The sequence below is a fragment of the Micrococcus sp. iso_239 genome, from assembly GCF_056173395.1.
In genome coordinates this window covers 184237-206773 of the sequence record NZ_CM149672.1, presented here as the reverse complement: position 1 = coordinate 206773, position 22537 = coordinate 184237, and the positions used below count along the sequence as shown (strand labels likewise).

General features: G+C 73.9%; 20 protein-coding genes. 10 read left to right on the top strand and 10 right to left on the bottom strand.

Going from position 1 to position 22537, the window contains the following annotated elements:
* Nucleotides 1-35: 35 nt before the first annotated feature.
* From AC0VX2_RS00955 to AC0VX2_RS00945, 3 genes are read right to left on the bottom strand one after another with little or no spacing between them, the layout of a single operon-like run.
* Nucleotides 36-1403: an LLM class flavin-dependent oxidoreductase gene (locus AC0VX2_RS00955; RefSeq protein WP_020621427.1), complete on the bottom strand. Its 1368-nt coding sequence runs from the start codon at nt 1401-1403 to the stop codon at nt 36-38.
* Nucleotides 1400-2806 (bottom strand): MFS transporter, encoded by a 1407-nt coding sequence (locus AC0VX2_RS00950; protein ID WP_070709836.1) that lies wholly within the window; start codon nt 2804-2806, stop codon nt 1400-1402. The genes AC0VX2_RS00955 and AC0VX2_RS00950 overlap by 4 nt, the downstream gene beginning before the upstream one ends.
* On the bottom strand, nt 2803-4191 hold the full coding sequence (locus AC0VX2_RS00945; protein WP_020624946.1) for an acyl-CoA dehydrogenase family protein: 1389 nt from the start codon (nt 4189-4191) through the stop codon (nt 2803-2805). The genes AC0VX2_RS00950 and AC0VX2_RS00945 overlap by 4 nt, the downstream gene beginning before the upstream one ends.
* Before the next feature lie 197 nt (nt 4192-4388).
* Between AC0VX2_RS00945 and AC0VX2_RS00940 the strand changes: the two genes are divergently transcribed.
* The 7 genes from AC0VX2_RS00940 (at nt 4389) to hutG (ending at nt 10966) form a co-directional block, all read left to right on the top strand.
* Complete coding sequence (locus tag AC0VX2_RS00940) at nt 4389-5273, top strand: EamA family transporter (RefSeq protein WP_063189894.1); 885 nt, start codon at nt 4389-4391, stop codon at nt 5271-5273.
* Between the two features lie 9 nt (nt 5274-5282).
* Nucleotides 5283-6089: a DUF1648 domain-containing protein gene (locus AC0VX2_RS00935; RefSeq protein ID WP_063189893.1), complete on the top strand. Its 807-nt coding sequence runs from the start codon at nt 5283-5285 to the stop codon at nt 6087-6089.
* 8 nt (nt 6090-6097) lie between these two features.
* Nucleotides 6098-6634 (top strand): metallophosphoesterase family protein, encoded by a 537-nt coding sequence (locus AC0VX2_RS00930; RefSeq protein WP_251393393.1) that lies wholly within the window; start codon nt 6098-6100, stop codon nt 6632-6634.
* A 206-nt stretch (nt 6635-6840) separates the two neighbouring features.
* Complete coding sequence (locus AC0VX2_RS00925; protein WP_020624950.1) at nt 6841-7773, top strand: hypothetical protein; 933 nt, start codon at nt 6841-6843, stop codon at nt 7771-7773.
* Nucleotides 7774-7998: 225 nt separating this feature from the next.
* Nucleotides 7999-9327 carry an O-acetylhomoserine aminocarboxypropyltransferase/cysteine synthase family protein gene (locus AC0VX2_RS00920; protein WP_020625719.1) on the top strand — a complete coding sequence of 443 codons (1329 nt, stop codon included), beginning with the start codon at nt 7999-8001 and terminating at the stop codon, nt 9325-9327.
* Nucleotides 9328-9330: 3 nt separating this feature from the next.
* Nucleotides 9331-9846: a CoA-binding protein gene (locus AC0VX2_RS00915; protein WP_020625718.1), complete on the top strand. Its 516-nt coding sequence runs from the start codon at nt 9331-9333 to the stop codon at nt 9844-9846.
* Nucleotides 9847-9919: 73 nt separating this feature from the next.
* On the top strand, nt 9920-10966 hold the full coding sequence (hutG, locus tag AC0VX2_RS00910) for a formimidoylglutamase (RefSeq protein ID WP_020625717.1): 1047 nt from the start codon (nt 9920-9922) through the stop codon (nt 10964-10966).
* Nucleotides 10967-11005: 39 nt separating this feature from the next.
* Here hutG and AC0VX2_RS00905 read toward each other — a convergent pair whose 3' ends face one another.
* On the bottom strand, nt 11006-11683 hold the full coding sequence (locus AC0VX2_RS00905; RefSeq protein ID WP_475432599.1) for a GntR family transcriptional regulator: 678 nt from the start codon (nt 11681-11683) through the stop codon (nt 11006-11008).
* A gap of 103 nt (nt 11684-11786) precedes the next feature.
* On the opposite strand from AC0VX2_RS00905, the gene AC0VX2_RS00900 reads away from it, so the two are divergent.
* Both AC0VX2_RS00900 and AC0VX2_RS00895 read left to right on the top strand, forming a co-directional pair.
* Nucleotides 11787-12449, top strand: coding sequence for a flavin reductase family protein (locus AC0VX2_RS00900; RefSeq protein ID WP_251393392.1), 663 nt, complete (start codon nt 11787-11789; stop codon nt 12447-12449).
* Nucleotides 12446-13756, top strand: coding sequence for an MFS transporter (locus AC0VX2_RS00895; RefSeq protein ID WP_060973915.1), 1311 nt, complete (start codon nt 12446-12448; stop codon nt 13754-13756). The genes AC0VX2_RS00900 and AC0VX2_RS00895 overlap by 4 nt, the downstream gene beginning before the upstream one ends.
* A gap of 121 nt (nt 13757-13877) precedes the next feature.
* On the opposite strand, the gene hutH is transcribed toward AC0VX2_RS00895, so the two are convergent.
* The 4 genes from hutH to hutU all read right to left on the bottom strand — a co-directional run bounded on the left by hutH (nt 13878) and on the right by hutU (nt 19968).
* Nucleotides 13878-15491 (bottom strand): histidine ammonia-lyase, encoded by a 1614-nt coding sequence (gene hutH / locus AC0VX2_RS00890; RefSeq protein WP_020624959.1) that lies wholly within the window; start codon nt 15489-15491, stop codon nt 13878-13880.
* A gap of 29 nt (nt 15492-15520) precedes the next feature.
* Nucleotides 15521-16726 carry an imidazolonepropionase gene (gene hutI, locus AC0VX2_RS00885; RefSeq protein ID WP_020624960.1) on the bottom strand — a complete coding sequence of 402 codons (1206 nt, stop codon included), beginning with the start codon at nt 16724-16726 and terminating at the stop codon, nt 15521-15523.
* A 50-nt stretch (nt 16727-16776) separates the two neighbouring features.
* A complete protein-coding gene (locus AC0VX2_RS00880; protein WP_020624961.1) occupies nt 16777-18153 on the bottom strand; it encodes a YjiH family protein in 1377 nt (458 codons plus the stop codon).
* A 117-nt stretch (nt 18154-18270) separates the two neighbouring features.
* Entirely contained in the window at nt 18271-19968 is a 1698-nt protein-coding gene (gene hutU / locus AC0VX2_RS00875; protein ID WP_020624962.1) for a urocanate hydratase, read from the bottom strand.
* A gap of 150 nt (nt 19969-20118) precedes the next feature.
* On the opposite strand from hutU, the gene AC0VX2_RS00870 reads away from it, so the two are divergent.
* On the top strand, nt 20119-20832 hold the full coding sequence (locus tag AC0VX2_RS00870) for an IclR family transcriptional regulator (protein WP_020624963.1): 714 nt from the start codon (nt 20119-20121) through the stop codon (nt 20830-20832).
* A gap of 113 nt (nt 20833-20945) precedes the next feature.
* Here AC0VX2_RS00870 and AC0VX2_RS00865 read toward each other — a convergent pair whose 3' ends face one another.
* On the bottom strand, nt 20946-21485 hold the full coding sequence (locus tag AC0VX2_RS00865) for a hypothetical protein (RefSeq protein WP_020624964.1): 540 nt from the start codon (nt 21483-21485) through the stop codon (nt 20946-20948).
* Between the two features lie 136 nt (nt 21486-21621).
* Complete coding sequence (locus AC0VX2_RS00860) at nt 21622-22407, bottom strand: carbon-nitrogen hydrolase family protein (RefSeq protein ID WP_043279483.1); 786 nt, start codon at nt 22405-22407, stop codon at nt 21622-21624.
* Between the last annotated feature and the right edge of the window lie 130 nt (nt 22408-22537).

Below are 22537 nucleotides of genomic sequence, written 5' to 3'. Positions count from 1 at the left end.
GCACGTCAGCGTGACGTTTTCCCGTGGCGTCGGGGTCAGCGGAACCGGGCCCCCCGGTGGTCCTCCGGCAGCAGCGGTCCCCCGCCGGCCACGTTCTCGCGCAGGGTCCGCCCCGCCTCGGGCTCACGCAGCAGGCCGCGCCGCCGCAGCTCGGGGCTCACGAGCCGGGCGAACCGCTCGAGGTCCGTCGGGCGCACGGCCGCCGAGATGTTGAAGCCGTCCACGCCCGTCTCGCGGTGCCAGCGCTCGAGCTCATCGGCCACGGTGGCCGGGGACCCCACGATCACCGGCCCCCGCCCGCCCACGCTCACGAACTCCGCCACCTCGCGCACCGTCCAGCGACGGTCCGGCGACTGGGTGGTGAACGCGGCCAGCGCCGTCCGCGAGGCCTCGCTCTCCACGTGCTCCAGCTCGGCGTCCGGGTCCAGGCCGGACAGGTCCACCCCCGTCCAGCCGCCGAACAGCGCGAGCGCGGACTCCACGTCCACGTGTTCGTGGTACTCGGCCAGCCGCGCCTGCGCCTCCTCGTCCGTGTCCGCGACGACGACGGTCACCATCGCCAGCACGCGGATCGCGTCCTCGGGGCGGCCGGCCTCCCGCAGGCCCTCGCGGGTCTGCTCGACGAACCGCCGCACGTGCGCCGTCGTCGGGCCGATGTAGAAGACCGCCTCCGCGTGCTCGAGCGCGAACCGTCGCCCCCGCGAGGACGCGCCGGCCTGGAACAGGAACGGGGTGCCCTGCGGCCCGGGGTGCGCGAGCGCGACGCCGGGCAGGCGCACGTGCGGGCCCTCCACGCCGATCGGGTGCACCTTCGCCGGGTCCGCGAACACCCCGGACTCGCGGTCCGCCACGACGGCGTCCCGCTCCACGGACCCCTCGAACTGGCGGTACATGGCGTCGAGGTAGGCGTCGGCGCGGTCGTAGCGCTCGTCGTGGCCCGGCTGCCGGTCCAGGCCGAGGTTGCGTGCGGCCGAGTCCTGGTAGCCGGTCACCACGTTCCATGCGATGCGCCCCTCCGTGAAGTGGTCCAGCGAGGTCAGCGTGCGCGCCAGCAGGTAGGGCTGCTCGTAGGTGACGGACGCGGTGACGCCGAAGCCCACCCGCTCGGTGACGGCGGCCATCGCCGAGACCACCGTGAACGGGTCCAGCAGCGGCCACTGCACGCCGCCGCGCACCGTGGCGTCCACGCCGCTGCCGTGCACGTCGTACAGCCCGAGGATGTCCGCGAGGAACACGGCGGTGAACCCGCCCTCCTCCACGGTGCGGGCCAGGTCCGTCCAGAAGGACAGCCGGTCGAACTCGTGGGCGCGGGACTCGGGGTGCCGCCACAGCCCGGGCGACTGGTGCACGGGCGTCACCATGTCGAACGCGCTGAGGATGAACGGGGCGGGGGTCGCGGTCATCGGGTCTCCAGGGTCACGGGGGCACGGTCGGGGCGGGCGGTCACCGCGGCGGCACCGGGGGCGGCATCGACGGCCGGCCCGTCCGCCTGTGCGGCCAGGATGGCGGCGTCGTCGGCCACGAGGTCCGTCTCGGGGCGGGCCACGGGGTCACGGGCGAAGCGCGAGGCGATCAGCGAGAGCGTGGCCAGCAGCGTCAGGTACGCGGCGATCAGCCACGGCGTGTGGCCGCCGACCTCGTACAGCAGCGCCGCGATGAACGGGGCGAACCCGCCGCCCACCACCGTGCCGAGCTGATAGCCCAGGTTCACGCCCGAGTACCGCACGCGCACCGGGAACTGCTCGGCGAACCACGCGGCCTGCGGACCGTAGACGCTGTCGTGGGCCACGTTGATCACCAGCACCACGACGAGCGGCAGCACCGCCAGCGCGCCGGCATCCACGACGGCGAACAGCACCCAGCCCGCCACCGCCGTGAGCGCGTACCCGACCCGGGACACCCGGGCACGGCCCACCCGGTCCGAGACCGCGCCCCAGAAGGGGGTGCTCACCAGCCCGATGGCCGAGGCGACCATGATGGCGGAGACGAGGACGCCGTCGTCGGCGCCGCGGAGCACGAGGTAGCTGACCAGGTACGCGGTGACGAGGTAGTAGAGGCCGTTCTGGCCGAGACGCAGGCCGGCGGTCACGAGCACGGGGCGGGCGTGATGGCGCAGCAGCTCGACGACGGGCGCGCGGCTGACGGTCCCGGCGTCCCGGTGCACGCGGAACTCGGCCGAGTCCTCGACGCCGAGGCGGATGGCCAGGCCCACCACCACGAGCAGACCCGAGGCGAGGAACGGCAGGCGCCAGCCGAACGCGGCGAACTGCTCGTCGGTGGTGGCCAGCTTGACCAGGGAGAACGCGCCGGTGGCCAGGAGCATGCCGGCCGAGGAGCCGACCTGCGTGAACGAGCCGAACAGGCCGCGCCGGTCCGCGGGGGCGTGCTCCACGGACATCAGGGCGGCGCCGCCCCACTCCATGCCGGCGGAGAGGCCCTGCAGGCAGCGCAGCAGCACGAGCCCGGCCACCGCCCACCAGCCCGCCTGGGCGAACGTGGGCAGGACGCCGATGAGCATCGAGGCGCCGCCCATCAGCAGCAGCGAGATGACCAGCAGGGCCTTGCGGCCCACGCGGTCCCCGAAGTGGCCGGCCACGATCCCGCCCAGCGGGCGCAGCACGACGCCGACGGCGAGCGTGGCGAACGAGGCGAGGGTCGCCCCGAACGCGGTCTGGCCGGGGAAGAACTGCACGTTGAACACGAGCGCGGCGGCCAGGCCGTAGAGGTAGAAGTCGTACCACTCGATGGTGGTGCCGATGAACGAGCCGAGCACGGCCCGGCGACGGTGGGTGCGCAGGGTGCTCATCGGGCGGCCTCCCCGGAGGCGGGGGCGTCGGCGCCGAGGGGCGCGGAGGCGGCCGGGGCGTCGCCGATCGCGTTGAGGCCCTCGGGCACGGTGCCGTTGATCCAGAAGTCGCCGATCGCCCGGGCGCGGAACGCGATGGGATTGTGCGTGGCCACCGTCTGCGCGTTGCGCCAGTGCCGGTCCAGGCCCTTGGCGGTGCTCGTGGCGGAGGCCCCACCGGTGAGGAACAGCTCCTGGGCGGCGCCGAGGGCCAGCTCCGGGACGGTCACCTGGGCGTGCTCCACCGCCAGCTCGGCCCACGTGAAGGAGGCGGGCACCTCCTCGGGGGCGCCGGAGCCGGTGCGGCCGGCCTCGTGGTCCGCGAGCGCCGCATCCAGGGCGTCCGCCGCCGAGAGCACCGCGGCCTCGGCCGTGAACGCCTTGGCCGCGATCCGCCCGACGGCCTCCTGGATCAGCGGGTCCTCCCGGAACGGCAGGCCCAGGCCCGTGTTGAAGGTGCGCACGCGGACGGCCACGGCGTCGGCGGCGTCCCGACGGGCCGCCCGGGCGATCCCGGCGAGGACGGCGAGCAGGATGAGCTGGAACCACGCCGCCTCGTAGACCGCCTCGGCGCTGCCGGGTGCCCGGTCGAGCACGTCCTGCGGCGGCACGGCGACGCCGTCGAACACCGCGGTGCCGGTGCCGGTCAGGCGCTGGCCGAAGCCGTCCCAGTCGTCGTCCAGACGCACACCCGGGGCCTCCACCGGCACGACGGCGAAGCGCCGGCCCGGGGCCGGTCGCCCGTCCGCGTCGGTCTGGGCGGCGGAGACGCGCGTGTGCGAGGAGAAGATCGAGCCGGTCGCGTAGAACTTGGTGCCAGTCAGGGTCCACGGGCCGTCGCCCGCGGGTGCCGGGGTGAGGACCGTGTTGAGCGTGCCCAGCGCGTTGCCGCCCTTCTCGGTGGATGCGTTGCCGACCGTGGCGCCGGCCAGGATCCGGGCATGCCAGCGCTCGCGGACGGCCTCGGGCTGGAAGCGGAGGGAGTCGAGGAATCCCAGGTGCGAGCGGTAGAGGTGCGCGACGTTCGCGTCCGCCTCCGCCAGGTCGATCAGCAGGGCCACGGCGGTCCGCACGTCCACACCGGGCCCACCGGCCTCCGCGGGGACCCGCAGCGTGGCGAAGCCGGCCTCGTTGAGGGCACGGACCTCCTCGAACGGGAGGATCCGGCGGCGGTCGCGCTCGCGGGAGCCTTCGGCGATCCGCGCGAACACCGGGGCGAAGTGGCGGCGCAGGCCGGCCAGGTCGCGGGGCAGGTCTGCGGGGCGCTCGAGCGGCGGGACGGCGCCGAGCGGGACGGGCGTGGCGGCGGGCGGCGCGGACGCGTCCGTCGGGTCGGTGAGCGGCATGTCGATCTCCTCGGTCCGGAGGCGGGCGGCCCGCCGGGCGCGGTGCCGCGGGTCGTGGGGGTCGCTGGGTCGTATGGAGGCCCACGCTAGGAACGGTTCCGGGGCGGTGTGCCGGCGGCCGTCACATTCGGCGGGCCGGTCGCGGGGAGGGCTCCGGCCGGGGCCGGGGTGACGCGGCGCGGCCCTAGGCTGAGCCCGTGCGTCTCGTCCTGCTCGTCCTGCTCTCGCTGCTGAGTCAGCAGCTCGGCGCGTCCGTGGCGGGCCTGCTGTTCGACGACGTCGGCGCGTCCGCCATGGTCGCCCTGCGCGTGGTGTTCTCCGCGGCCGTGCTGCTGCTCGTCACCCGGCCGAGCCGCGCCGCCCTCGCCGGCCTGGGTCCCCGGGGGTGGGCCGCCGTCGTCGGGCTGGGTGCGGCCATGACCGGCATGAACCTGGCCATCTACGAGGCGTTCGCGCGGATCCCGCAGGGCGTGGCCGTGACGTTCGAGGTGCTCGGGCCGCTGGCGCTGTCCGTGGCGGCGCGGCCGTCATGGCGGTCGGCGGCGTGGGCGGCCCTCGCGCTCGTCGGGATCGGGGTGCTCGGCCGGGAGGGGTTCAGCGCGGACGGCGGGATCGGCGGCGCGGGGCTGGACCCGGTGGGGGTGGCGCTCGCGCTGGCCGCGGCGGCGTGCTGGGCGGCGTACATCCTGCTCTCCCGGCGTGCGGGGACCCATCTGCCGGGGGTGCAGGGGCTGGCCCTGGCGACGGCGGCCGGGTCCCTCGTGGCGCTGCCGGTCGGCGTCGCGACGGCGGGTACGGCCCTGCTCTCTCCCGTGGTGCTGGGCGTGGGACTGGCCGTGGCGCTGCTGTCCACGGCGGTGCCGTACGGGATCGACCTGCAGGTGCTGCGCCACATGCCGACCGCACTGTTCTCCCTGCTGACGTGCCTCTCGCCGATCGCGGCGGCGCTGACCGCGTGGGCCGTGCGCGGGCAGGAGCTCACCCCGCTGGACCTGGCGGGGATGCTGCTGGTGATCGCGGCGTGCGCGGCCGCCGTCTGGACGGGCCGGTCACCCGGTGTGGCGGGCGGGGGCCGAAGTTAGCCTGGGTCGATGACCCACCCGCCCCATCCCGTCCCCGCCGACGTCCCCGCCGCCGAGCGCGCCGCCCTGCGCCGTGGCCGGCTGCGTCCGTGGCTGCCGTTCCTGCTCGCGGCCGCGCTGTGCCTGGCGCTGCTGGGGTGGGCCCTCGTCGCCCTGCCGGGCCTGCCGGAGCGCGTGCCCACGCACTGGGGCGTCGACGGGCGACCGGATGCGTGGGAGGACGCCTCGTTCGGCACGGTGGCGACGGGGCCGCTGATCGGCCTCGGCATGACGGGGTTCCTGGCCCTGGTCTCCGCGATGGTCACTGCCCTGGTTCCCATGGATCCGGGGCTGTCCCCGTGGCGGCGCGTGCGCCAGCCGGGGGTGCACCGCGGGGTCCAGGCGTGCCTCGGGTGGTCGTGCGTGCTCATCGTGCTGGTGCTGGCCCCGACGACGGCCGAGGTGCTCGCCGCCGGGGCGTGGACGATGGCCTGGTGGCTCCTGCCCCTCACGCTGACCGTGCTCATGGTGGGCATCTTCCCGGCGATGCGGGCCGGCACCCGGCGGTGGACGCGCTGGGCGGACCGCGTCGCCGCGGACCTCGGGCACCGGCCCACGGCCGCGGAGCTCGCCGAGGACGAGGTGTGGACGCCCCTGGGGCTCAAGCGCGACCCCGAGGACCCGGCCGTCTTCCCCGCCAAACGCCCCGGCTACGGCGTGGGCGTGACGGTCAACCTCGCCACCCCGGCGGGCCGGTGGCTGGTGCGCGGATTCGTGGCGGTGTTCATCGTCGGCCTGCCGCTGGCGCTCTGGCTCGGCGCGTTCGCGGCGCGGTGAGGCGGACCGTGCCCGACGACGTCGCCGTCCGCCTGCTCCTGATCGCCGACACCCACATCCCGCGGCGCGCCCGCGCCCTGCCTGCGCAGGTGCGGGCCGAGGTGGCGCGGGCCGACGTCGTGCTCCACGCCGGCGACTGGGTGACCGAGGACGTGCTCGACGACCTCGACGCACGGGCCGCCCGGCTGGTGGGCGTGTGGGGCAACAACGACGGGCCGGGGCTGCGGGCGCGGCTGCCCGAGGTGGCGCGCGTGGAGATCGGCGGGGTGCGGATCGCGATGGTCCACGAGACGGGCCCGGCGGCCGGCCGCGAGCGCCGCATGGCCGCGGCGTTCCCGGACGCGGACGTGCTGGTGTTCGGGCACAGCCACATCCCGTGGGACACCGTGGCCGGGCCGGAGACCGCGAACCCGGGCCTGCGGCTGCTCAACCCCGGCTCCTGCACGGACCGGCGGCGGCAGCCGGTGTGCACGCTGATGCGCGCGGTGGCGCGGGACGGACGGCTCGAGGACGTGGAGCTGGTGCCGGTCGACCGCACGCCGTGACCGACGGGCCGGCCGCTCCCCGCAACGCGGGTTGAGTTATCACCGGTCCAGGCGGCGCGCACCCGTGATAACTCAACCCGCGTCGCGCCGGGGCCGCCGTGTCCGGCGGGTCGGCCGCTCCTGCACAGCCACCACGACGACGGCGGCCCTCCCCAGGGCGCGTCGGTCCGGTCCGTCGCAGGGCCCGGGGGCGGCAGGCTCACCCCATGACCGCGCGCACGCCCCTGCCGTCCACCCTCGCCGCGGGCGCCTTCACGACGGCCGAGCTGCACGCCGCCGGCCTGCCGTGGCGCCGCACCCTCGCGGCAGACCTCGCCCGGATCTGCCGCGGCGTGCACACCGCGGGCATCCCCGACCCGTGCGCCCCGGACGGCGCGGCCGCGCTGGTCCGCCTCACGGGCGGGGTGGTCTCCCACGTCTCTGCCGCCCTCTGGCACGGACTGCCGCTGCCGCCCCGCCTCACGCGGCCAGCCGGACTGCACCTGACCTTCGACCGGTCCGCGCGCACGCACCGGACCGACCTGGGCGGCGTCGTCAGCCACCGGGTGCGACTGCCCTCCGACCACGTGCTCGAGCTTCCCGACGGCCAGCGCGTCACGACGGCGGCGCGCACCTGGTTCGACCTCGCCGGGATGCTCCGCCCCCACGAGGTGGACTGGCTCATCGCGGCCGGCGACCACCTGGTGTGTCCGCCGTGGACGCCGACGGGCCGGGCGCACCCCGTGGCCACCGTGCCCGGGCTGTCGGAGGTGCTCGCCCGCTGCCGTGGCCGGCCGGGTGTCCGTCTCGCACGTGCCGCGCTGGCCGAGGTGCGCGTCGGGGCCGACTCCCCGCCCGAGACCTTCCTCCGGCTCGCGCTGATCCGGGCCGGGCTGCCGGAGCCGGAGCTGCAGGTCGCCGTCGACCCGGCCGACCCGGCCTCGCCCGTCGTGGACCTCGGGTACCGGGGGGCGCGCCTGGCCCTCCAGTACGACGGCGCCGGCCACCGCACGGCTCAGCAGCAGGCGAGGGACGCCCGTCGGGACGCGTACTGCCTCGAGCGGGAATGGACGACCCTGCGCTGCACCTGGGAGGACCAGCGCGCTGGGTTCGGGCGGATCGTGGGGCTGGTCCGGCGTCGGCTCGCCCGCACGCGCTGATCCGCCCCCGCCCGTCCCGACGCGGGTTGAGTTGTCACGGGTCCAGACCAACGCGGGTTGAGTTGTCACGGGTCCAGGCCCGCGTAACCGGTGATAACTCAACCCGCGTTGCACGCCACCGGCCGGCCCCGCGTGACGCTCTGCGACGCGCCCACCCTGCACTCGGCGCGCCTCGCCCGGGACAATGGGTCGGACTGTCCCGAAGCCTCCATCGAAAGGACCCCCGTGGCTGACCACGAGTTCGGCTTCCGCACCCAGGCGTTGCACGCGGGCGCCGTCCCGGACGCCGTCCACGGCTCCCGTGCGGTGCCGATCCACCAGACCAGCTCCTTCGTGTTCGAGTCCGCCGAGGACGCCGCCAACCTCTTCGCGTTGCAGAAGTACGGCAACATCTACTCGCGGATCGGCAACCCCACGGTCGCGGCGTTCGAGGAGCGCATCGCCACGCTCGAGGGCGGCATCGGCGCCGTCGCGACGGCGTCCGGCATGGCCGCCGAGTTCATCACCTTCGCGGCCCTCGCCGGGGCCGGGGACCACATCGTGGCCTCCTCGAAGCTGTACGGCGGCACGATCACCCAGCTCGACGTCTCCCTGCGCCGCTTCGGCGTGGAGACCACCTTCGTGGACTCCACCGAGGCCGCGGACTTCGAGGCCGCGATCCAGGACAACACCAAGGCCGTGTACACGGAGATCGTCGCCAACCCCTCCGGCGACGTCGTGGACCTGCCGGGTCTGGCCGACGTCGCCCACCGGCACGGCATCCCGCTCGTGGTGGACGCCACGCTCACCCCGCCCTACCTGATCCGGCCGATCGAGCACGGTGCGGACATCGTGATCCACTCGGCCACCAAGTTCCTGGGCGGGCACGGCACCACTCTGGGCGGCGTCGTGGTGGAGTCCGGCCGCTTCCCGTGGGACAACGGCAAGTTCCCGTCCATGACCGAGCCCGTGCCCTCGTACGGCGGCGTGTCCTGGTGGGGCAACTTCGGCGAGTACGGGTTCCTCACCAAGCTGCGTTCCGAGCAGCTGCGTGACTTCGGCCCGTCCTTGGCCCCGCAGTCGGCGTTCCAGCTGATGATCGGCGTCGAGACGCTGGCCCCGCGCATGGATGCCCACCTCGCCAACGCCCGCGCCGTCGCCACCTGGCTGGACGAGGACCCGCGCGTCTCCTGGGTGCGCTACGCCGGCCTGCCCGACCACCCGCACCACGCCCGCGCGCAGCAGCTGCTGCCCCGGGGTGTCGGCTCGGTGTTCAGCTTCGGTGTGGTCGGCGGCCGCGAGACCGGCGCCGCGTTCATCTCCGCCCTGCAGCTGGCCAGCCACCTGGCGAACATCGGCGACGCGAAGACGCTCGTGTTGCACCCGGCCTCCACCACGCACCAGCAGCTCACCGCCGAGCAGCTCGTGGCCGCGGGCATCCCGGCGGACCTGATCCGCATCTCGGTGGGCATCGAGGACCTCGAGGACATCCTCTGGGACCTGGACCAGGCCCTGACCGAGGCCACCGGCCGCACCCGTGACGGCGCCGTCGTCCCCGCAGAGCAGGAGGCCTGAGCCATGAGCACCACCCACCCCGAGCGCACCTGGACCGGCCCCGGCGCCCCCGAGCGCCTGGCGATCCTGCGGCGCACCCGGTCGATCGCGATCGTCGGCGCCTCGGACAAGCCGGCCCGCGCGTCGTACTTCGTGGCCACGTACCTGCTGAGCTCGACCACGTACCACGTCTACTTCGTGAATCCCGTGCTCGCCGCGGCCGGCAAGGAGATCCTCGGCCACCGCGTGTATGCCTCGCTGGACGACCTGCCCGTCATCCCGGACCTCGTGGAGGTGTTCCGCAAGTCCTCCGACGCCCCCGAGGTGGTGGCGGACGCCGCCCGCGTGGGCGCCCGGACCGTGTGGCTGCAGCTGGGCATCTGGAACGAGGACGCCGCGCGTCAGGCCGGGGCCGCGGGCCTGGAGATCGTGATGGACCGCTGTGTGAAGATCGAGCACGCCCGCTTCCATGGCGGGCTCAACCTCGCCGGCTTCGTCACCGGCGTGATCAGCTCGCGGCGCCAGGAACTGGACCGCTAGGCGGACGACGCCCCGTGTCGGGCGTCGTCCGGCCCGCGTTGCGCACCCGCCGTCGATGGCGTGGGATGGTCCCATGACCTCCGAGCTCCCCTCCTCGTCCCTCTCCTCCGCCTGGACCGGCCGCACCGACGGCGACGCCCCCGAGCACCTACGCTGGCACCAGGTCGTCCGCCCCGCCGACGGCCGCGGCGAGCCCACGACGCCGCAGCGCCACCCCGGTGCCGGTGCTCCGACGTCGGGCGCGCGGTCCACGGCGCTCATCGGCTTCGCCTCGGACGAGGGCGTGCGCCGGAACCACGGCCGCGTGGGCGCCGAGGACGGCCCGGAGGCGCTGCGCGGCGCGCTCGCCTCGCTCGCGTATCTCGAGGGCACGGGCGCGCTCGTGGACGCGGGCGACGTGTCCGTGGACCGCGGAGACGACGACGCCCCGGGCGAGCTCGAGGCGGGCCAGGCCGAGCTGGGCACGGTGGTCAGCGGGCTGCTGAACGCCCACGACCTGGCCGTGGTGCTCGGCGGCGGACACGAGACCGCCTACGCATCGATCACGGGCCTGACCGGCTCCACGCGCGTGGGCGCGGGCACCCGCGTGGGCATCCTCAACCTGGACGCGCACTTCGACCTGCGCGAGGCGCCGCGGCCCAGCTCCGGCACCCCGTTCCTGCAGGCGCTGCGGGACGCCGAGGGGGCGGAGCATCAGCTCTCCTACGCGGTGGTGGGCATCAGCGAGGCAAACAACACCCGGGCCCTGTTCGACACCGCGCGCGAACGCGGGGTCACGTGGGTGACCGACGAGCAGGCCCAGACCGCCGACGTCACCGGCGTGCGCCGCTGGGTGCGCTCGTTCATCAACGCCGTGGACGTGCTCTACCTGACGATCGACCTGGATGTGCTGCCGGCCGCCGTCGCCCCGGGGGTGAGCGCACCGGCCGGCTTCGGCGTGCCGTACGAGGTGATCCACGCGTGCGCGCTGGAGGCCACCCAGTCCGGGAAGCTGGCCCTGGCCGACGTCGTGGAGCTCAACCCCGCCCTGGACGTGGACGGCCGCACGGCGAAGGCCGCGGCCCGGCTGATCCACACGATCGTCAGCCGTCACCGGACGGACGCGTCGCTGCTGGCCTGAGGCGGGCGGGGGTCCGTTCAGGCGCGGGGGCCGCGCGCGTCAGTGCCCCGCTGCCCACGGGGCTGGGGGCTCGGCGCTGCCGTGGGCCGCGCGTCGGGCGGCGTAGTCCAGCGCCGAGCGTGCCAGGAAGTCGTGCAGGGCCAGCACCCCGGCCCGGGCTCCTGCCGCGTCCCTCCGGGTCACCGCCTCCAGCGCCGGGACGTAGAACGCCCGGCCGCGTTCGACCTCGTCGGGCAGGCCCTTCGTGGTGGCGAGCCAGAACCGCCGGGAGAGCCCCTGGAGCGGGACCAGGGAGTTGGCGAGATAGCGGTTGTTCGCGATCGTGCGCAGGAGTTCGTGCGAGCGCCCGACGGCGGCGACGTACGCCGGCAGGTCCTCCACCGTGCGCAGGTGCCGCACGTGGGCCGCGACGGCGGCCAGCTGCTCCTCGTCCGCCCGCGCGCAGGCCAGTCCCACGGCCAGGGCCTCGAGCGACCGCCGCACCTCCAGCCTCTCCAGCTGGTCGTCCACGGAGATCGGGGGCACCTGCAGTCCCCGTCCCCCACCGGCCAGGAGCCAGTGGTCTCGGATGAGGCGCTGCACGGCCTCGCGCAGGGGTGTGCGCCCCGTCTCGGCGGCGTCGATGAGGTCCGCCTCGCTGAGGATGGCGCCCGGTGGCAGCTCCCCGGTCTCGATCTTCTGCGTCAGGCGGGCGTAGGCCTCCTCCGACTTGTTCATGGGCCCAGCGTAGGCAGTCATCTGCCCCCAATCCGTTTGATATATCCGGGATATGCGGCGTAGCGTGACCCACATCCTGTTACCGGCGTCACATGGAGGACTCATGAAGTACCGCCCGCAGCACGAGGCCAACCCCCTGCCCTTCTCCCCCTTCAAGAGCTCCACCGTGCCGCGGCCCATCGGCTGGCTGTCCTCCGTGAGCACGGACGGCCGGGAGAACATCGCCCCCTACAGCCAGTGGCAGAACCTCACCTTCGACCCGCCCATGGTGATGTTCTCCGCGAACCAGTACCCGGACGGACGCCGCAAGGACACCGTCCTCAACGCGGAGCAGACCGGCTGGTTCGTGTGGAACATGGCCACCTACGACCTGCGCGAGGCCGTCAACGTCTCCGCCATGGCCCTGGAGCCGGGCGAGAGCGAGTGGGACCGCATCGCCGAGCACGGCGTCACCAAGGTCTACGCGGACAACCACCCCATCCCGATGGTCGCCGAGTCCCCCGTGCGCTTCGAGTGCCGCTACCACTCGACGCACCGCATCAAGGGCGACTCGAACGTCGGCACCATCGACGTGGTCTTCGCCCACGTGGACACCATCCACATCGACGACAACGTCATCACCGCCGACGGCCGCCTCGACATCCCGCGCATCCAGCCGATCGCCCGCCTGGGCTACTTCGACTACACCGTGGTGCGGGAGACCTTCGAGATGCGGGTGCCCGGCGCCGACGGCGATGCCCAGGCCGGCCTCGAGGGACGGGCATGAGCACCGCGGCCACCGGCGCGGCCCGGCCCGCTCCCGTGCCCGGGGCCTGCCCCCGGAGCCTGAAGGACATGCTGGCCGTGAACTTCGGCAACGCGCTGGAGTGGTACGACTGGAACGTCTACACGATCTTCGCCCCGGTCTTCGCGGCGCAGATCTTCCACGCGGACAACCCCACCTCCGAGCTGCTCGCCACCCTGGCCGTCTTCGCGGTGGGCTTCGTCGCCCGCCCCATCGGCGGCTACGTGTTCGGCGCCTACGCGGACCGGGTGGGCCGCAAGCGCAGCCTCTTCGCGGCGATGATGATCACCGCGCTCGGCAGCCTGATCATCGCCTTCACCCCCACCTACGGCACGGTGGGCGTCCTCGCCTCGGTGATCCTCGTCGTCGCCCGCCTGCTGCAGGGCCTGGCGCACGGCGGCGAGATGGGCACCTCCGTGACCTACCTCGTGGAGCGGGCGCCGCAGGGCCGGCGCGGGCTGTTCGGGGCGACGTCGTGGGTGTCCGTGGTGGTGGGCACGATCCTGGCGACGCTCGTGGGCCTGGCCATCAACACGCTGCTCTCCCACGAGCAGGTGGCGTCCTGGGGCTGGCGCGTGGCGTTCGGCATCGGCGGCGTCCTCGGCCTCTACGCGCTGTATCTGCGACGGAGCCTGACGGAGTCGGAGCACTTCACGGCGGCGCAGCAGGTGGTGCCCACCGCCGACGACGCCCCGCGCCGGGAGCCGGGCGCGGTGTGGCGCGGCCTGCTGACGATCTTCCTGGTCTCCGCGGGCGGCTCCCTGATGTTCTACACGTGGCTGATCTACCTGCCCACGCACGCGCAGGTGGCCCATCAGATGGACAAGTCCACCACCCTCTCGGCCTCGCTCCTGGCCCAGGTGATCTTCCTGGCCGCCATCCTCGGGGCGGGCCTGCTGGGCGACCGGATCGGCCGCCGCCCGCTGGTCATCGCCTTCGGCCTGCTCTTCGTGGTGCTGCCGTTCCCGCTGTTCGGCATGCTGGACGGCACCTTCGCCTCGTTCCTGCTCGTGCAGACCATCGCCCTGCTGGCCGTGGCGCTGCTGTTCGGCGTCAACGGCGCCGTCTGGTCCGAGGTGCTGCCCACGGCGGTGCGCGCCAAGGGCGTGGCCACCATGCTCTCGCTGGCCACCGCGATCTTCGGCGGCACGGCGCCGTACCTGATCACGTGGCTGACGGCGCAGGGGTGGGCCAGCGCGTTCCCGATCTACCTCATGGTGGTCGGCGGCCTCACCGGCCTGACCGGCCTGTTCATGAAGGAGACGAAGGACGTGGACCTGGCGGCCTGAGCCGGGGCGACCGGGCCCGCAGGCCGCCCCCTCCGCACACAGAGTGGTCACGACACGCCGTCTCGTGCAGACGCACGCGGCGTGTCGTGACCACTCTGTGGCCTCTGACCGCTCTGCGGCGTCAGTGCCCCTCGGCCTCGGCGCCCTCGGACTCCTTGGCCAGGTCCTGCGGCTCGGCATCGGCGGACACGCCCGCGAGCGCCTCCGCCACGGCGGCCAGCACGGACCCGTCGCGCAGGGCCTGCTCGGCGGCGGCCAGCTGCGGGGCCATGTACTGGTCCGGGCCGGGGCCGGGGACGCCGGCCTCGCGGATCACGCGGACGGCGGCACCGGTCGCGGCGGAGGGCTGCAGCGGGGCGCGCAGCTCGATCGCGCGGGCGGCGGCCACGAGCTCGACGGCGAGCACGCGGCGGAAGTTCTCCACGGCCGAGCGCAGCTTGCGGGCGGCGTGCCAGCCCATGGAGACGTGGTCCTCCTGCATCGCGGAGGACGGGATCGAGTCCACGGACGCGGGCACGGCCAGACGCTTCATGTCCGAGACGAGCCCGGCCTGCGTGTACTGGGCGATCATCATGCCGGAGTCCACGCCCGGGTCGTCCACGAGGAACGCGGGCAGCCCGTGTGAGCGGGCCGGGTCCAGCATGCGGTCGGTGCGGCGCTCGGACATGCTGGCGACGTCGGCCACCGGGATGGCCAGGAAGTCCAGCACGTACGCCACGGGCGCCCCGTGGAAGTTGCCGTTCGAGCTCACCCGGCCGTCGTCGAGCACCACCGGGTTGTCCACGGTGGCGGCGAGCTCGCGCTCGGCCACGGTGCGCACGTACGCGAGGGTGTCGCGCAGGCCGCCGGCCACCTGCGGGGCGCAGCGCAGCGAGTAGGCGTCCTGCACGCGGGAGTCGCCCTCCTTGTGGCTGGCCACGATCGGCGAGCCCGCCAGGATCTTCAGCATCCGGTCGGCGGAGGTCGCCTGGCCCGGGTGGGGGCGCAGCGGCAGGTGCAGCTCCGGCACGAACACGCGGTCGGTGCCGAGCAGCGCCTCCACGGACATCGCGGCGGTGAGGTCCACGGTGTCGGCGAGCTCCTCGAGGTCGGCCAGCGCCATGATCAGCATGCCGAGCATGCCCTCGGTGCCGTTGACGAGGGCCAGGCCCTCCTTCTCCCGCAGCTCGACCGGCTCGATCCCGGCCTCGGCGAGCGCCTCGCGGGCCGGACGCAGCGCACCGTCCGCCCCGACGACGTCGCCCTCGCCCATCAGCGCCAGGGCCACGTGGGAGAGCGGGGCGAGGTCGCCCGAGCAGCCCAGCGAGCCGAACTCGCGCACGGCGGGGGTGATGCCCGCGTTGAGCATGGCCACGAAGGTCTCGACCACCACGGGGCGCACGCCCGTGCGGCCGGAGGCCAGCGTGGTGGCGCGCAGGAACATCAGCGCGCGGACGACCTCGCGCTCCACCACGGGGCCCATGCCGGCGGCGTGGGAGCGGATCAGGGACTTCTGCAGCTGCGCGCGGGACTCGAGCGGGATGTGCTTGTCCGCGAGCGCGCCGAAGCCGGTGGAGACGCCGTAGGTGGGGGTCTCGGCCTCGGCCAGCGCCTCGACGTGGCGGCGGACCGCGCCGACGGTCTCGAGCACGTCGTCGGCGAGCACCACGCGGGCGTCGTGGCGGGCCACGGCGACGACGTCGTCCAGGGTGGCCCCGGACGTGCCGAGCGTGACGGTGGCGGGAGGGGTGGTCATGGTGATGCGTTCTCCTTGCTGTCGGTCGATCAGACGGCCCGGCGGCCCGCGCGCCAGACCGCATGGGTCAGCGGCATGCCGGGGCGGTAGGCCAGGTGGATGGCGGCGGGGGCGTCGAGCACGTGCAGGTCGGCGCGCTTGCCGACCTCGAGGCTGCCGACGCGGTCCTGCGCCCGCAGGCCGATGGCCCCGCCGAGGGTGGCGGCGCGCACGGCCTCGGCGAGGGTCAGGTGCATCTGCAGCACGGCGGTGCCCACGTTGAAGTTCATGGACGTGGTGTAGCTGGTGCCCGGGTTGCAGTTCGAGGCCAGGGAGACCTCGATGCCGGCGTCGAGCAGGCGACGCGCGGGCGCCAGCGGGGCGCGGGTGGACAGGTCGCACGCCGGCAGGCAGCCGGCCACGGTGCCGGGCGTGCCGGTGGCCGAGGCGCGGTCCCAGCCGGTCCAGGTGCCGGCCAGGGCCTCGACGTCCGCGTCGGAGAGGTGGTTGACGTGGTCCACGGAGGCGGCGCCGAACTCCACGGCCACGCCCACGCCCGGGCCCTGCTCGATCTGGTTGCCGTGCAGGCGCACGCCCAGTCCCGCCGCCACGCCCGCGGCGAGCACGCGGCGGGTCTGCTCGGCGTCGAAGGCGCCGGTGTCGCAGAACACGTCCACCCAACCCGCGTGCTCCCGCACGGCCTCGAGCATCGGCCCGACGACGTCGTCGAGGTAGTCCTCCGCGTCCCGGCCCGGGGGCACGAGGTGGGCGCCGAGGAAGGTCACCTCGTCCACGAGGCCCTCCTCGCGCAGCCCGGCCAGCAGGCGCGCGTGGCGGGCCTCCTCCTCCACGGTGAGCCCGTAGCCGGTCTTGGTCTCGAGGTAGGTGGTGCCGCCGGCCACCGCGTCGGCCACCCGGCCGCGGACCAGCTCGGCCAGGCGGTCGTCCGAGGCGGCACGGGTGGCGGAGGTGGTCACACCGATGCCGCCGGCCGCGTAGGACTCCCCGGCCATGCGGGCCTCGAACTCGGCGGAGCGGTCCCCGTCGAACACGAGATGCGTGTGGGAGTCCACCCAGCCGGGCAGCACGGCGCGGCCCCCCACGGACACCCGGTCGTCCGCGTCCGGGGCGTCCGCGGCGGCGCCGATCCAGGCGATGCGCTCGTCCTCGACGACGACGGCCGCGTCCGTGAGCACCCGCCTTTCGGGGTCGACGGTGGTCAGCTCGGCGATGTCGGTGATGAGCGTGGAGCGCATGGGGGCCTCTCTCTGCGGGACGGACGGGGGGTGGGGCGGTGGGGTGGGCCTCAGGTGAGCGCCGCGACCAGATGGGCGACCGGCGTGGCGAGCAGGATGGTGAGGGCCACACGCTCGGCCCAGATCACCACGAGCTTCCACAGCGGGATGGGGATGTCCGTGGCCAGGATGGCAGGCACCACCGCGGAGAAGAAGATGATCGCGGAGACGCAGACGACGCCGATCACGAAGCGGGCGACGAGGTCCTCGTGACCGGCCGCCATCGTGGCCGGGATGAACATCTCGGCGATCGAGGTGGCGGAGGCCGAGGCCAGCAGGCCGGGATCGGAGTAGCCCAGCGCCCAGAACAGCGGGTAGAAGATCACGCCGATCCACTCGAACACGGGCGTGTAGGTGGCCAGGACCAGGGCGATCAGGCCCACGGACATGATGGAGGGCAGGATCTGGAGCACCATCACGAGGCCGTCCCGGAAGTTGACCCAGATGTTCTTCGGCAGGGACGGGGCCTCGGCGAGGGTCTGTTCGGCGGCGCGACGGGCCACCCGGAAGCGGTCCCGGGTGACGGCCAGCTCGGGCGAGTGCACCGCGCCGGGGTACACCTCGTCCGGGATGCGGCTCAGCGGCGGGATGCGCACGGTGATGGCCGTGACCGCGAACGTCACCAGGAGGGTGCCGAAGAAGTACCAGAGCCAGATGTCCATCAGGCCCAGCGTCTTGGCCACGATCACCATGAAGGTCGCGGACACCGTGGAGAAGCCGGCGGCGATGATCGCCGCCTCGCGGGCCGTATAACGGCCGCTGGTGTACATGCGGTTGGTGAGCAACAGGCCCAGGGCGTAGGAGCCCACGAAGGAGGCCACGGCGTCGACGGCGGCGCGGCCGGGCACCCGCCAGATCGGCCGCATGGCCGGGCGCAGGTAGACGCCCACGAACTCCATGAGGCCGTAGCCGATCACGAGGGCCAGGAAGACGCCGCCGATGGGCACGATCAGGCCCACGGGCACCACGAGCTTGTCCATCAGGAACGGACCGATGCTCTTGTCCAGGATCCAGCTCGGGCCCACGCCGAACACGACCATCGCCGAGGCGACCAGGCCGAGCACGGCGAGGAACGCGAACACCGCCCGCGTGGTGCTGGTCCGCCAGCGACCCGAGGCGAACGGGTACACGGCGCCGGCGGCGATGATGGCCAGGCCCACCCAGCGGTCGGCCGGGCCGAGCAGCCCGCGCACCCAGGTCACCAGGTGGTCCAGCGGGATGGAGCTCGCCCCGTTGATCGTGACGGGCACGAAGAACATGACGATGCCGATCGCCGAGTAGACGATCATGCGCCAGCGCGCCGGCGGGCGGGGCGCGTCGGCCTCGATCGCGGCCATCGCGGTGGTGTCGGTGTGCAGCTCGTGGTCTGCGGGGCGGGACGAGTCCATCGTGGTGTCCTTTCGATCGCGAGCCGGACGGGCGGACGCCCGTCCGGCTCGCGGCGGTGAAGTCGTCGGACGGCGACGGCGCGGCGGCACCGTCGTCGTCCGACGACGTGACCGGGGTCAGTCCCGGATCGTGGCCTCCATGGGCACACGGACGCCGCGCTCCTTCGCCACCTCGGCGGCGCGGGAGTAGCCGGCGTCGACGTGGCGGATGACGCCCATGCCCGGGTCGTTGGTGAGCAGCGCCTCGAGCTTGGCCGCGGCCAGCTCGGTGCCGTCGGCCACGCCCACCTGGCCGGCGTGGATGGACCGGCCGATGCCGACGCCGCCGCCGTGGTGGATCGACACCCAGGTGGCACCCGAGGAGGTGGCGGTCAGCGCGTTGAGCAGCGGCCAGTCGGCGATCGCGTCGGAGCCGTCCAGCATGGACTCGGTCTCGCGGTACGGGGAGGCCACGGAGCCGGAGTCGAGGTGGTCGCGGCCGATCACGATCGGCGCCTTGACCTTGCCTTCGGCCACGAGCTGGTTGAAGAGCAGGCCGGCCTTGTGGCGCTCGCCGTAGCCCAGCCAGCAGATGCGGGCCGGCAGGCCCTCGAACTCCACGAACTCGGCGGCGCCGTCGAGCCAGCGGTGCAGGTGCTCGTTCTCGGGGAACAGCTCCTTCAGGGCCTCGTCGGTCACGCGGATGTCCTCCGGGTCGCCGGAGAGCGCGGCCCAGCGGAACGGGCCGAGGCCCTCGCAGAACAGCGGGCGGATGTAGGCCGGGACGAAGCCCGGGAACTCGAACGCGCGGGAGTAGCCGGCCTTGCGGGCCTCGTCGCGGATGGAGTTGCCGTAGTCGAACACCTCGGCGCCGATGTCCTGGAAGCCGACCATGGCCTCGACCTGGCGGGCCATGGACTCCTGGGCCTTCTTGGTGAAGGTGTCCGGGTCGGCCTCGGCCTCGGCGTGCCAGTCCTTCTCGTCGATCTCGATCGGCAGGTAGGACAGCGGGTCGTGCGCGGAGGTCTGGTCGGTGACGATGTCGATCTCGACGGTGCCGGCCTTCTGGCGCTCGAGCAGCTCGGGGAACACCTCGGCGGCGTTGCCCACGAGGCCCACGGAGACGGCCTCGCCGTCGCGCTTGGCCTGCATGACGCGCTCGACGGCCTTGTCGATGTCCGTCTCCACCTCGTCCAGGTAGCGCTTGCCCATGCGGCGGCGCAGGCGGTCCTCCGAGACGTCCACGATCAGGCAGACGCCGCCGTTGAGGGTGACGGCCAGGGGCTGGGCGCCGCCCATGCCGCCGCAGCCGCCGGTGAGGGTCAGGGTGCCCTTGAGGGAGCCGTCGTAGCGCTTGCGGCCGATCGCGGCGAAGGTCTCGTAGGTGCCCTGCAGGATGCCCTGGGTGGCGATGTAGATCCACGAGCCGGCGGTCATCTGGCCGTACATCGTCAGGCCCTCGGCCTCGAGCTCGCGGAAGGTCTTCCAGTCGGCCCAGTCGCCCACCAGGTTGGAGTTGGCGATCAGCACGCGCGGGGCCCACTTGTTGGTGCGGAACACGCCCACCGGCTTGCCGGACTGCACCAGGAGGGTCTCGTCCTCCTCGAGGTCCTTGAGGGTGGCGACGATGGCGTCGTAGGCCTCCCAGGAGCGGGCCGCACGGCCGGTGCCGCCGTAGACGACGAGGTCCTCGGGACGCTCGGCGACCTCGGGGTCCAGGTTGTTCATGAGCATCCGCAGCGGGGCCTCGGTCTGCCAGGACTTGGCGGAGAGCTCGGTGCCGCGCGGGGCGCGGATGGTGCGGGACGGGTCGTGCTGGGTGAAGCCCACGGCCATGGCAGTTCCTCTCGACGGGGTGCGTGCGCCGCCGGGACGGGTGGCCCCGGTGATTTCACGGCTCGGCATGCACTTTCCGAACATTGAAACAGTGACTCGGCTCACGCGCAAGCCCGATCCGCGCGTCCCGCACCCGTTACGCTCCCTCTCATGACCACCACCCCCACCGCCTCGACGCGCACCGTGGACCGGGCCCTGGACCTGCTCGCCGCCGTCACCGAGCAGCCCCGGCTGAGCCTGACCGAGGCCGCCCGCGCCACGGAGCTGCCGGCGTCCACGGCGCTGCGCCTGCTGCGCAGCCTCGAGGGATCCGGCTTCGTTGCCCGCGACGACGACGGCGCCTACCGCCCCGGCGTGCGCCTCATCCAGCTCGGGGCGCGGGCCTTCTCCCGGGACTCGCTCGTGCAGCTGGCCCGCGGGCCGATGGACCACGTCGTGGCCGCCACGGGCGAATCCGTCTACCTCTCGGTGACGACCCCTCCGGACTCCGCCGTCTACCTGGCGATCGTGGAGGGCACGCACTCGGTCCGCCACACGAACTGGGTCGGACGCACCGTCCCCCTGGCGGGCACGGCCGTGGGCGACGCCCTGCGCGGCAGCGTGGCCGCGGGGGACTACACGCTGCGCACCCGTTCCGTGGAGAAGGACGTCACCTCGCTGTCCGCCCCCATCAGCGTGGCGGGCACGGTGGTCGGTGCGCTCAGCACACTCGTGCCGGCCTACCGCTGCACGGACGAGCTGGCGGACCGGTGCGGGGCGGCCCTCGTCGCCGCCACCGACGAGCTGGCGCACCTGCTCGGGGCGGCGGACACTCCCAGGGAAAGCCCAGCCGACTCCCCTGGAAAGCCCAAGGCGAGTTCGTAGGCTGAAGCCACCTCATCGAAGGTGCGAGTGATGACGGAGAAGGCCCCGGGCCCGGCGAGAGCCGGAACCGGGGCCTTTCTCTGTGCCCGGCGCCCGAGGCGCCGGGTCCGGGATCAGCGGCGGGAGGAGACGACGCCCGCCCAGAGGCCGCCGAGCAGGCCGGCCACCGGCAGCATCCAGAACAGGTGCACGCCCGACCCGTAGAGGACGGTGTTGGAGAACACCGCGAACAGGCCCACGGCACCGAGGAAGCCGCCGACCACGCCGCCGACCACGTAGCGCACGACGGAGCGGGCGGCCCCGCCCATCAGCAGCACGACCAGGTAGCCGGCCGCGCCCGCCAGGGCGCCGCCCACCAGGCCGAACATGAACGACTGCACCAGCACGACCCAGCCGCGGCCGGTCTCGCCCAGCGCCACGGAGCCGTTCGGATCACCCAGGCCGCCGGTGAGCACGCGCACGACGTCGCCGATGATCACGACGAGCACCGAGAGGAGGATGACGCGGTTGGTGAAGCCCCAGCCGTCCACCGGGCGCAGCGGCTCGAGCACCTCCTCCTCCACCACGGCGTGGCGCACGGGGCGGGCCGGGGCGGTGTGGGCGTTCGCGGTGTGGGGCTGGACGGCGTGGCTGCCGTCGGCGTTGATGGTCATCTCTGATCTCCCGTCCCGCCCCGGGCGGGGCGCGTTCCGGGCGCCAGGGCGCCCGTCTGGTTGCACGTCTGACGTGATTTTAGGCTTTTCCCAGCCCGAGGGGGTAATGGTGACCCGTCCGCCGGGCGGGGGCGGCTCAGAGGACGTCGGTGCGGCGGTTGGCGAGCGAGGGGAGGAACTCCCGGACCTCGTCGATCCGCTCGCGGGTGACCTCCGCGGTCACCACGGCCTCCCGCTCGTCGGCGAGCTCGGCGACGGGCAGCGCCAGCGGGTCCACGATCATCGAGTGGCCCACGGTGCCGTCCGAGCACGTGTCCGCCGCGGCCACCCACACCGTGTTCTCCACCGCACGGGCCTTGAGCAGGGTGCGCCAGTGCTCCACCTTGTGCTCGCCGGAGAACCACGCCGCGGGGATCACGAGCACGTCCGCCCCCTCCACCGCGAGACGCCGGGACAGCTCGGGGAAGCGCAGGTCGTAGCAGGTGAGCAGGCCCAGGCGGAGCCCGCCGAGCTCGATCGCCGCGACGCCGCCGTCGCCGGGGGTGATCCGGTCCGACTCGCGATGCGCGAACGCGTCGTAGAGGTGGAGCTTGCGGTACGCACCCAGCCGGGCGCCGTCCGCGCCCACCGCCAGCAGCGTGTTGTAGGGACGCCGGTCCGGTCCCGGCTCGTAGCCGCCCGCGACGACGGCGATCCCGTGCTCCCGCGCCAGCGCGGCCAGGCCCGCGGCGAACGGCTCCCAGGCCGCGGCGACGGCGTCGGGGAACTCCTCCCCCACCTCGCGGGCCCCGAGCATGGCCTCCTCGGGCAGCACCAGGAGGTCCGCCCCCTCGCCCGCGGCGCGGGCGGCGAGGCGGGCCATCACGGCCAGGTTCTCCTCGACGTCGCCCACGGGCCCGAACTGTCCGACGCTGATCCTCATGCCCCCAGGGTAGCCAGGCCCCTGCCGGTGGCCGTCAGCCCTGGTCAGCGCCGGGGCCAGCCGCCACGCTGGAAGCCGGGCACGACGTCGGCCCGCATCGGCCGCCGTCGTCCTCCGCCCCGGATCCGCG

What these genes read in the sequence shown, in the direction of transcription:
- AC0VX2_RS00900 (WP_251393392.1), top strand. Translation starts at nt 11,787, where the DNA reads ATGAAGTACCGCCCGCAGCACGAGGCCAACCCCCTGCCCTTCTCCCCC.
- AC0VX2_RS00895 (WP_060973915.1), top strand. Translation starts at nt 12,446, where the DNA reads ATGAGCACCGCGGCCACCGGCGCGGCCCGGCCCGCTCCCGTGCCCGGG.
- AC0VX2_RS00915 (WP_020625718.1), top strand. Translation starts at nt 9,331, where the DNA reads ATGAGCACCACCCACCCCGAGCGCACCTGGACCGGCCCCGGCGCCCCC.
- hutI (WP_020624960.1), bottom strand. Translation starts at nt 16,726, where the DNA reads ATGCGCTCCACGCTCATCACCGACATCGCCGAGCTGACCACCGTCGAC.
- hutU (WP_020624962.1), bottom strand. Translation starts at nt 19,968, where the DNA reads ATGGCCGTGGGCTTCACCCAGCACGACCCGTCCCGCACCATCCGCGCC.
- AC0VX2_RS00950 (WP_070709836.1), bottom strand. Translation starts at nt 2,806, where the DNA reads ATGAGCACCCTGCGCACCCACCGTCGCCGGGCCGTGCTCGGCTCGTTC.
- AC0VX2_RS00955 (WP_020621427.1), bottom strand. Translation starts at nt 1,403, where the DNA reads ATGACCGCGACCCCCGCCCCGTTCATCCTCAGCGCGTTCGACATGGTG.
- AC0VX2_RS00880 (WP_020624961.1), bottom strand. Translation starts at nt 18,153, where the DNA reads ATGGACTCGTCCCGCCCCGCAGACCACGAGCTGCACACCGACACCACC.
- AC0VX2_RS00935 (WP_063189893.1), top strand. Translation starts at nt 5,283, where the DNA reads ATGACCCACCCGCCCCATCCCGTCCCCGCCGACGTCCCCGCCGCCGAG.
- AC0VX2_RS00860 (WP_043279483.1), bottom strand. Translation starts at nt 22,407, where the DNA reads ATGAGGATCAGCGTCGGACAGTTCGGGCCCGTGGGCGACGTCGAGGAG.
- AC0VX2_RS00865 (WP_020624964.1), bottom strand. Translation starts at nt 21,485, where the DNA reads ATGACCATCAACGCCGACGGCAGCCACGCCGTCCAGCCCCACACCGCG.
- AC0VX2_RS00870 (WP_020624963.1), top strand. Translation starts at nt 20,119, where the DNA reads ATGACCACCACCCCCACCGCCTCGACGCGCACCGTGGACCGGGCCCTG.
- AC0VX2_RS00945 (WP_020624946.1), bottom strand. Translation starts at nt 4,191, where the DNA reads ATGCCGCTCACCGACCCGACGGACGCGTCCGCGCCGCCCGCCGCCACG.
- hutG (WP_020625717.1), top strand. Translation starts at nt 9,920, where the DNA reads ATGACCTCCGAGCTCCCCTCCTCGTCCCTCTCCTCCGCCTGGACCGGC.
- AC0VX2_RS00905 (WP_475432599.1), bottom strand. Translation starts at nt 11,683, where the DNA reads ATGAACAAGTCGGAGGAGGCCTACGCCCGCCTGACGCAGAAGATCGAG.
- AC0VX2_RS00925 (WP_020624950.1), top strand. Translation starts at nt 6,841, where the DNA reads ATGACCGCGCGCACGCCCCTGCCGTCCACCCTCGCCGCGGGCGCCTTC.
- hutH (WP_020624959.1), bottom strand. Translation starts at nt 15,491, where the DNA reads ATGACCACCCCTCCCGCCACCGTCACGCTCGGCACGTCCGGGGCCACC.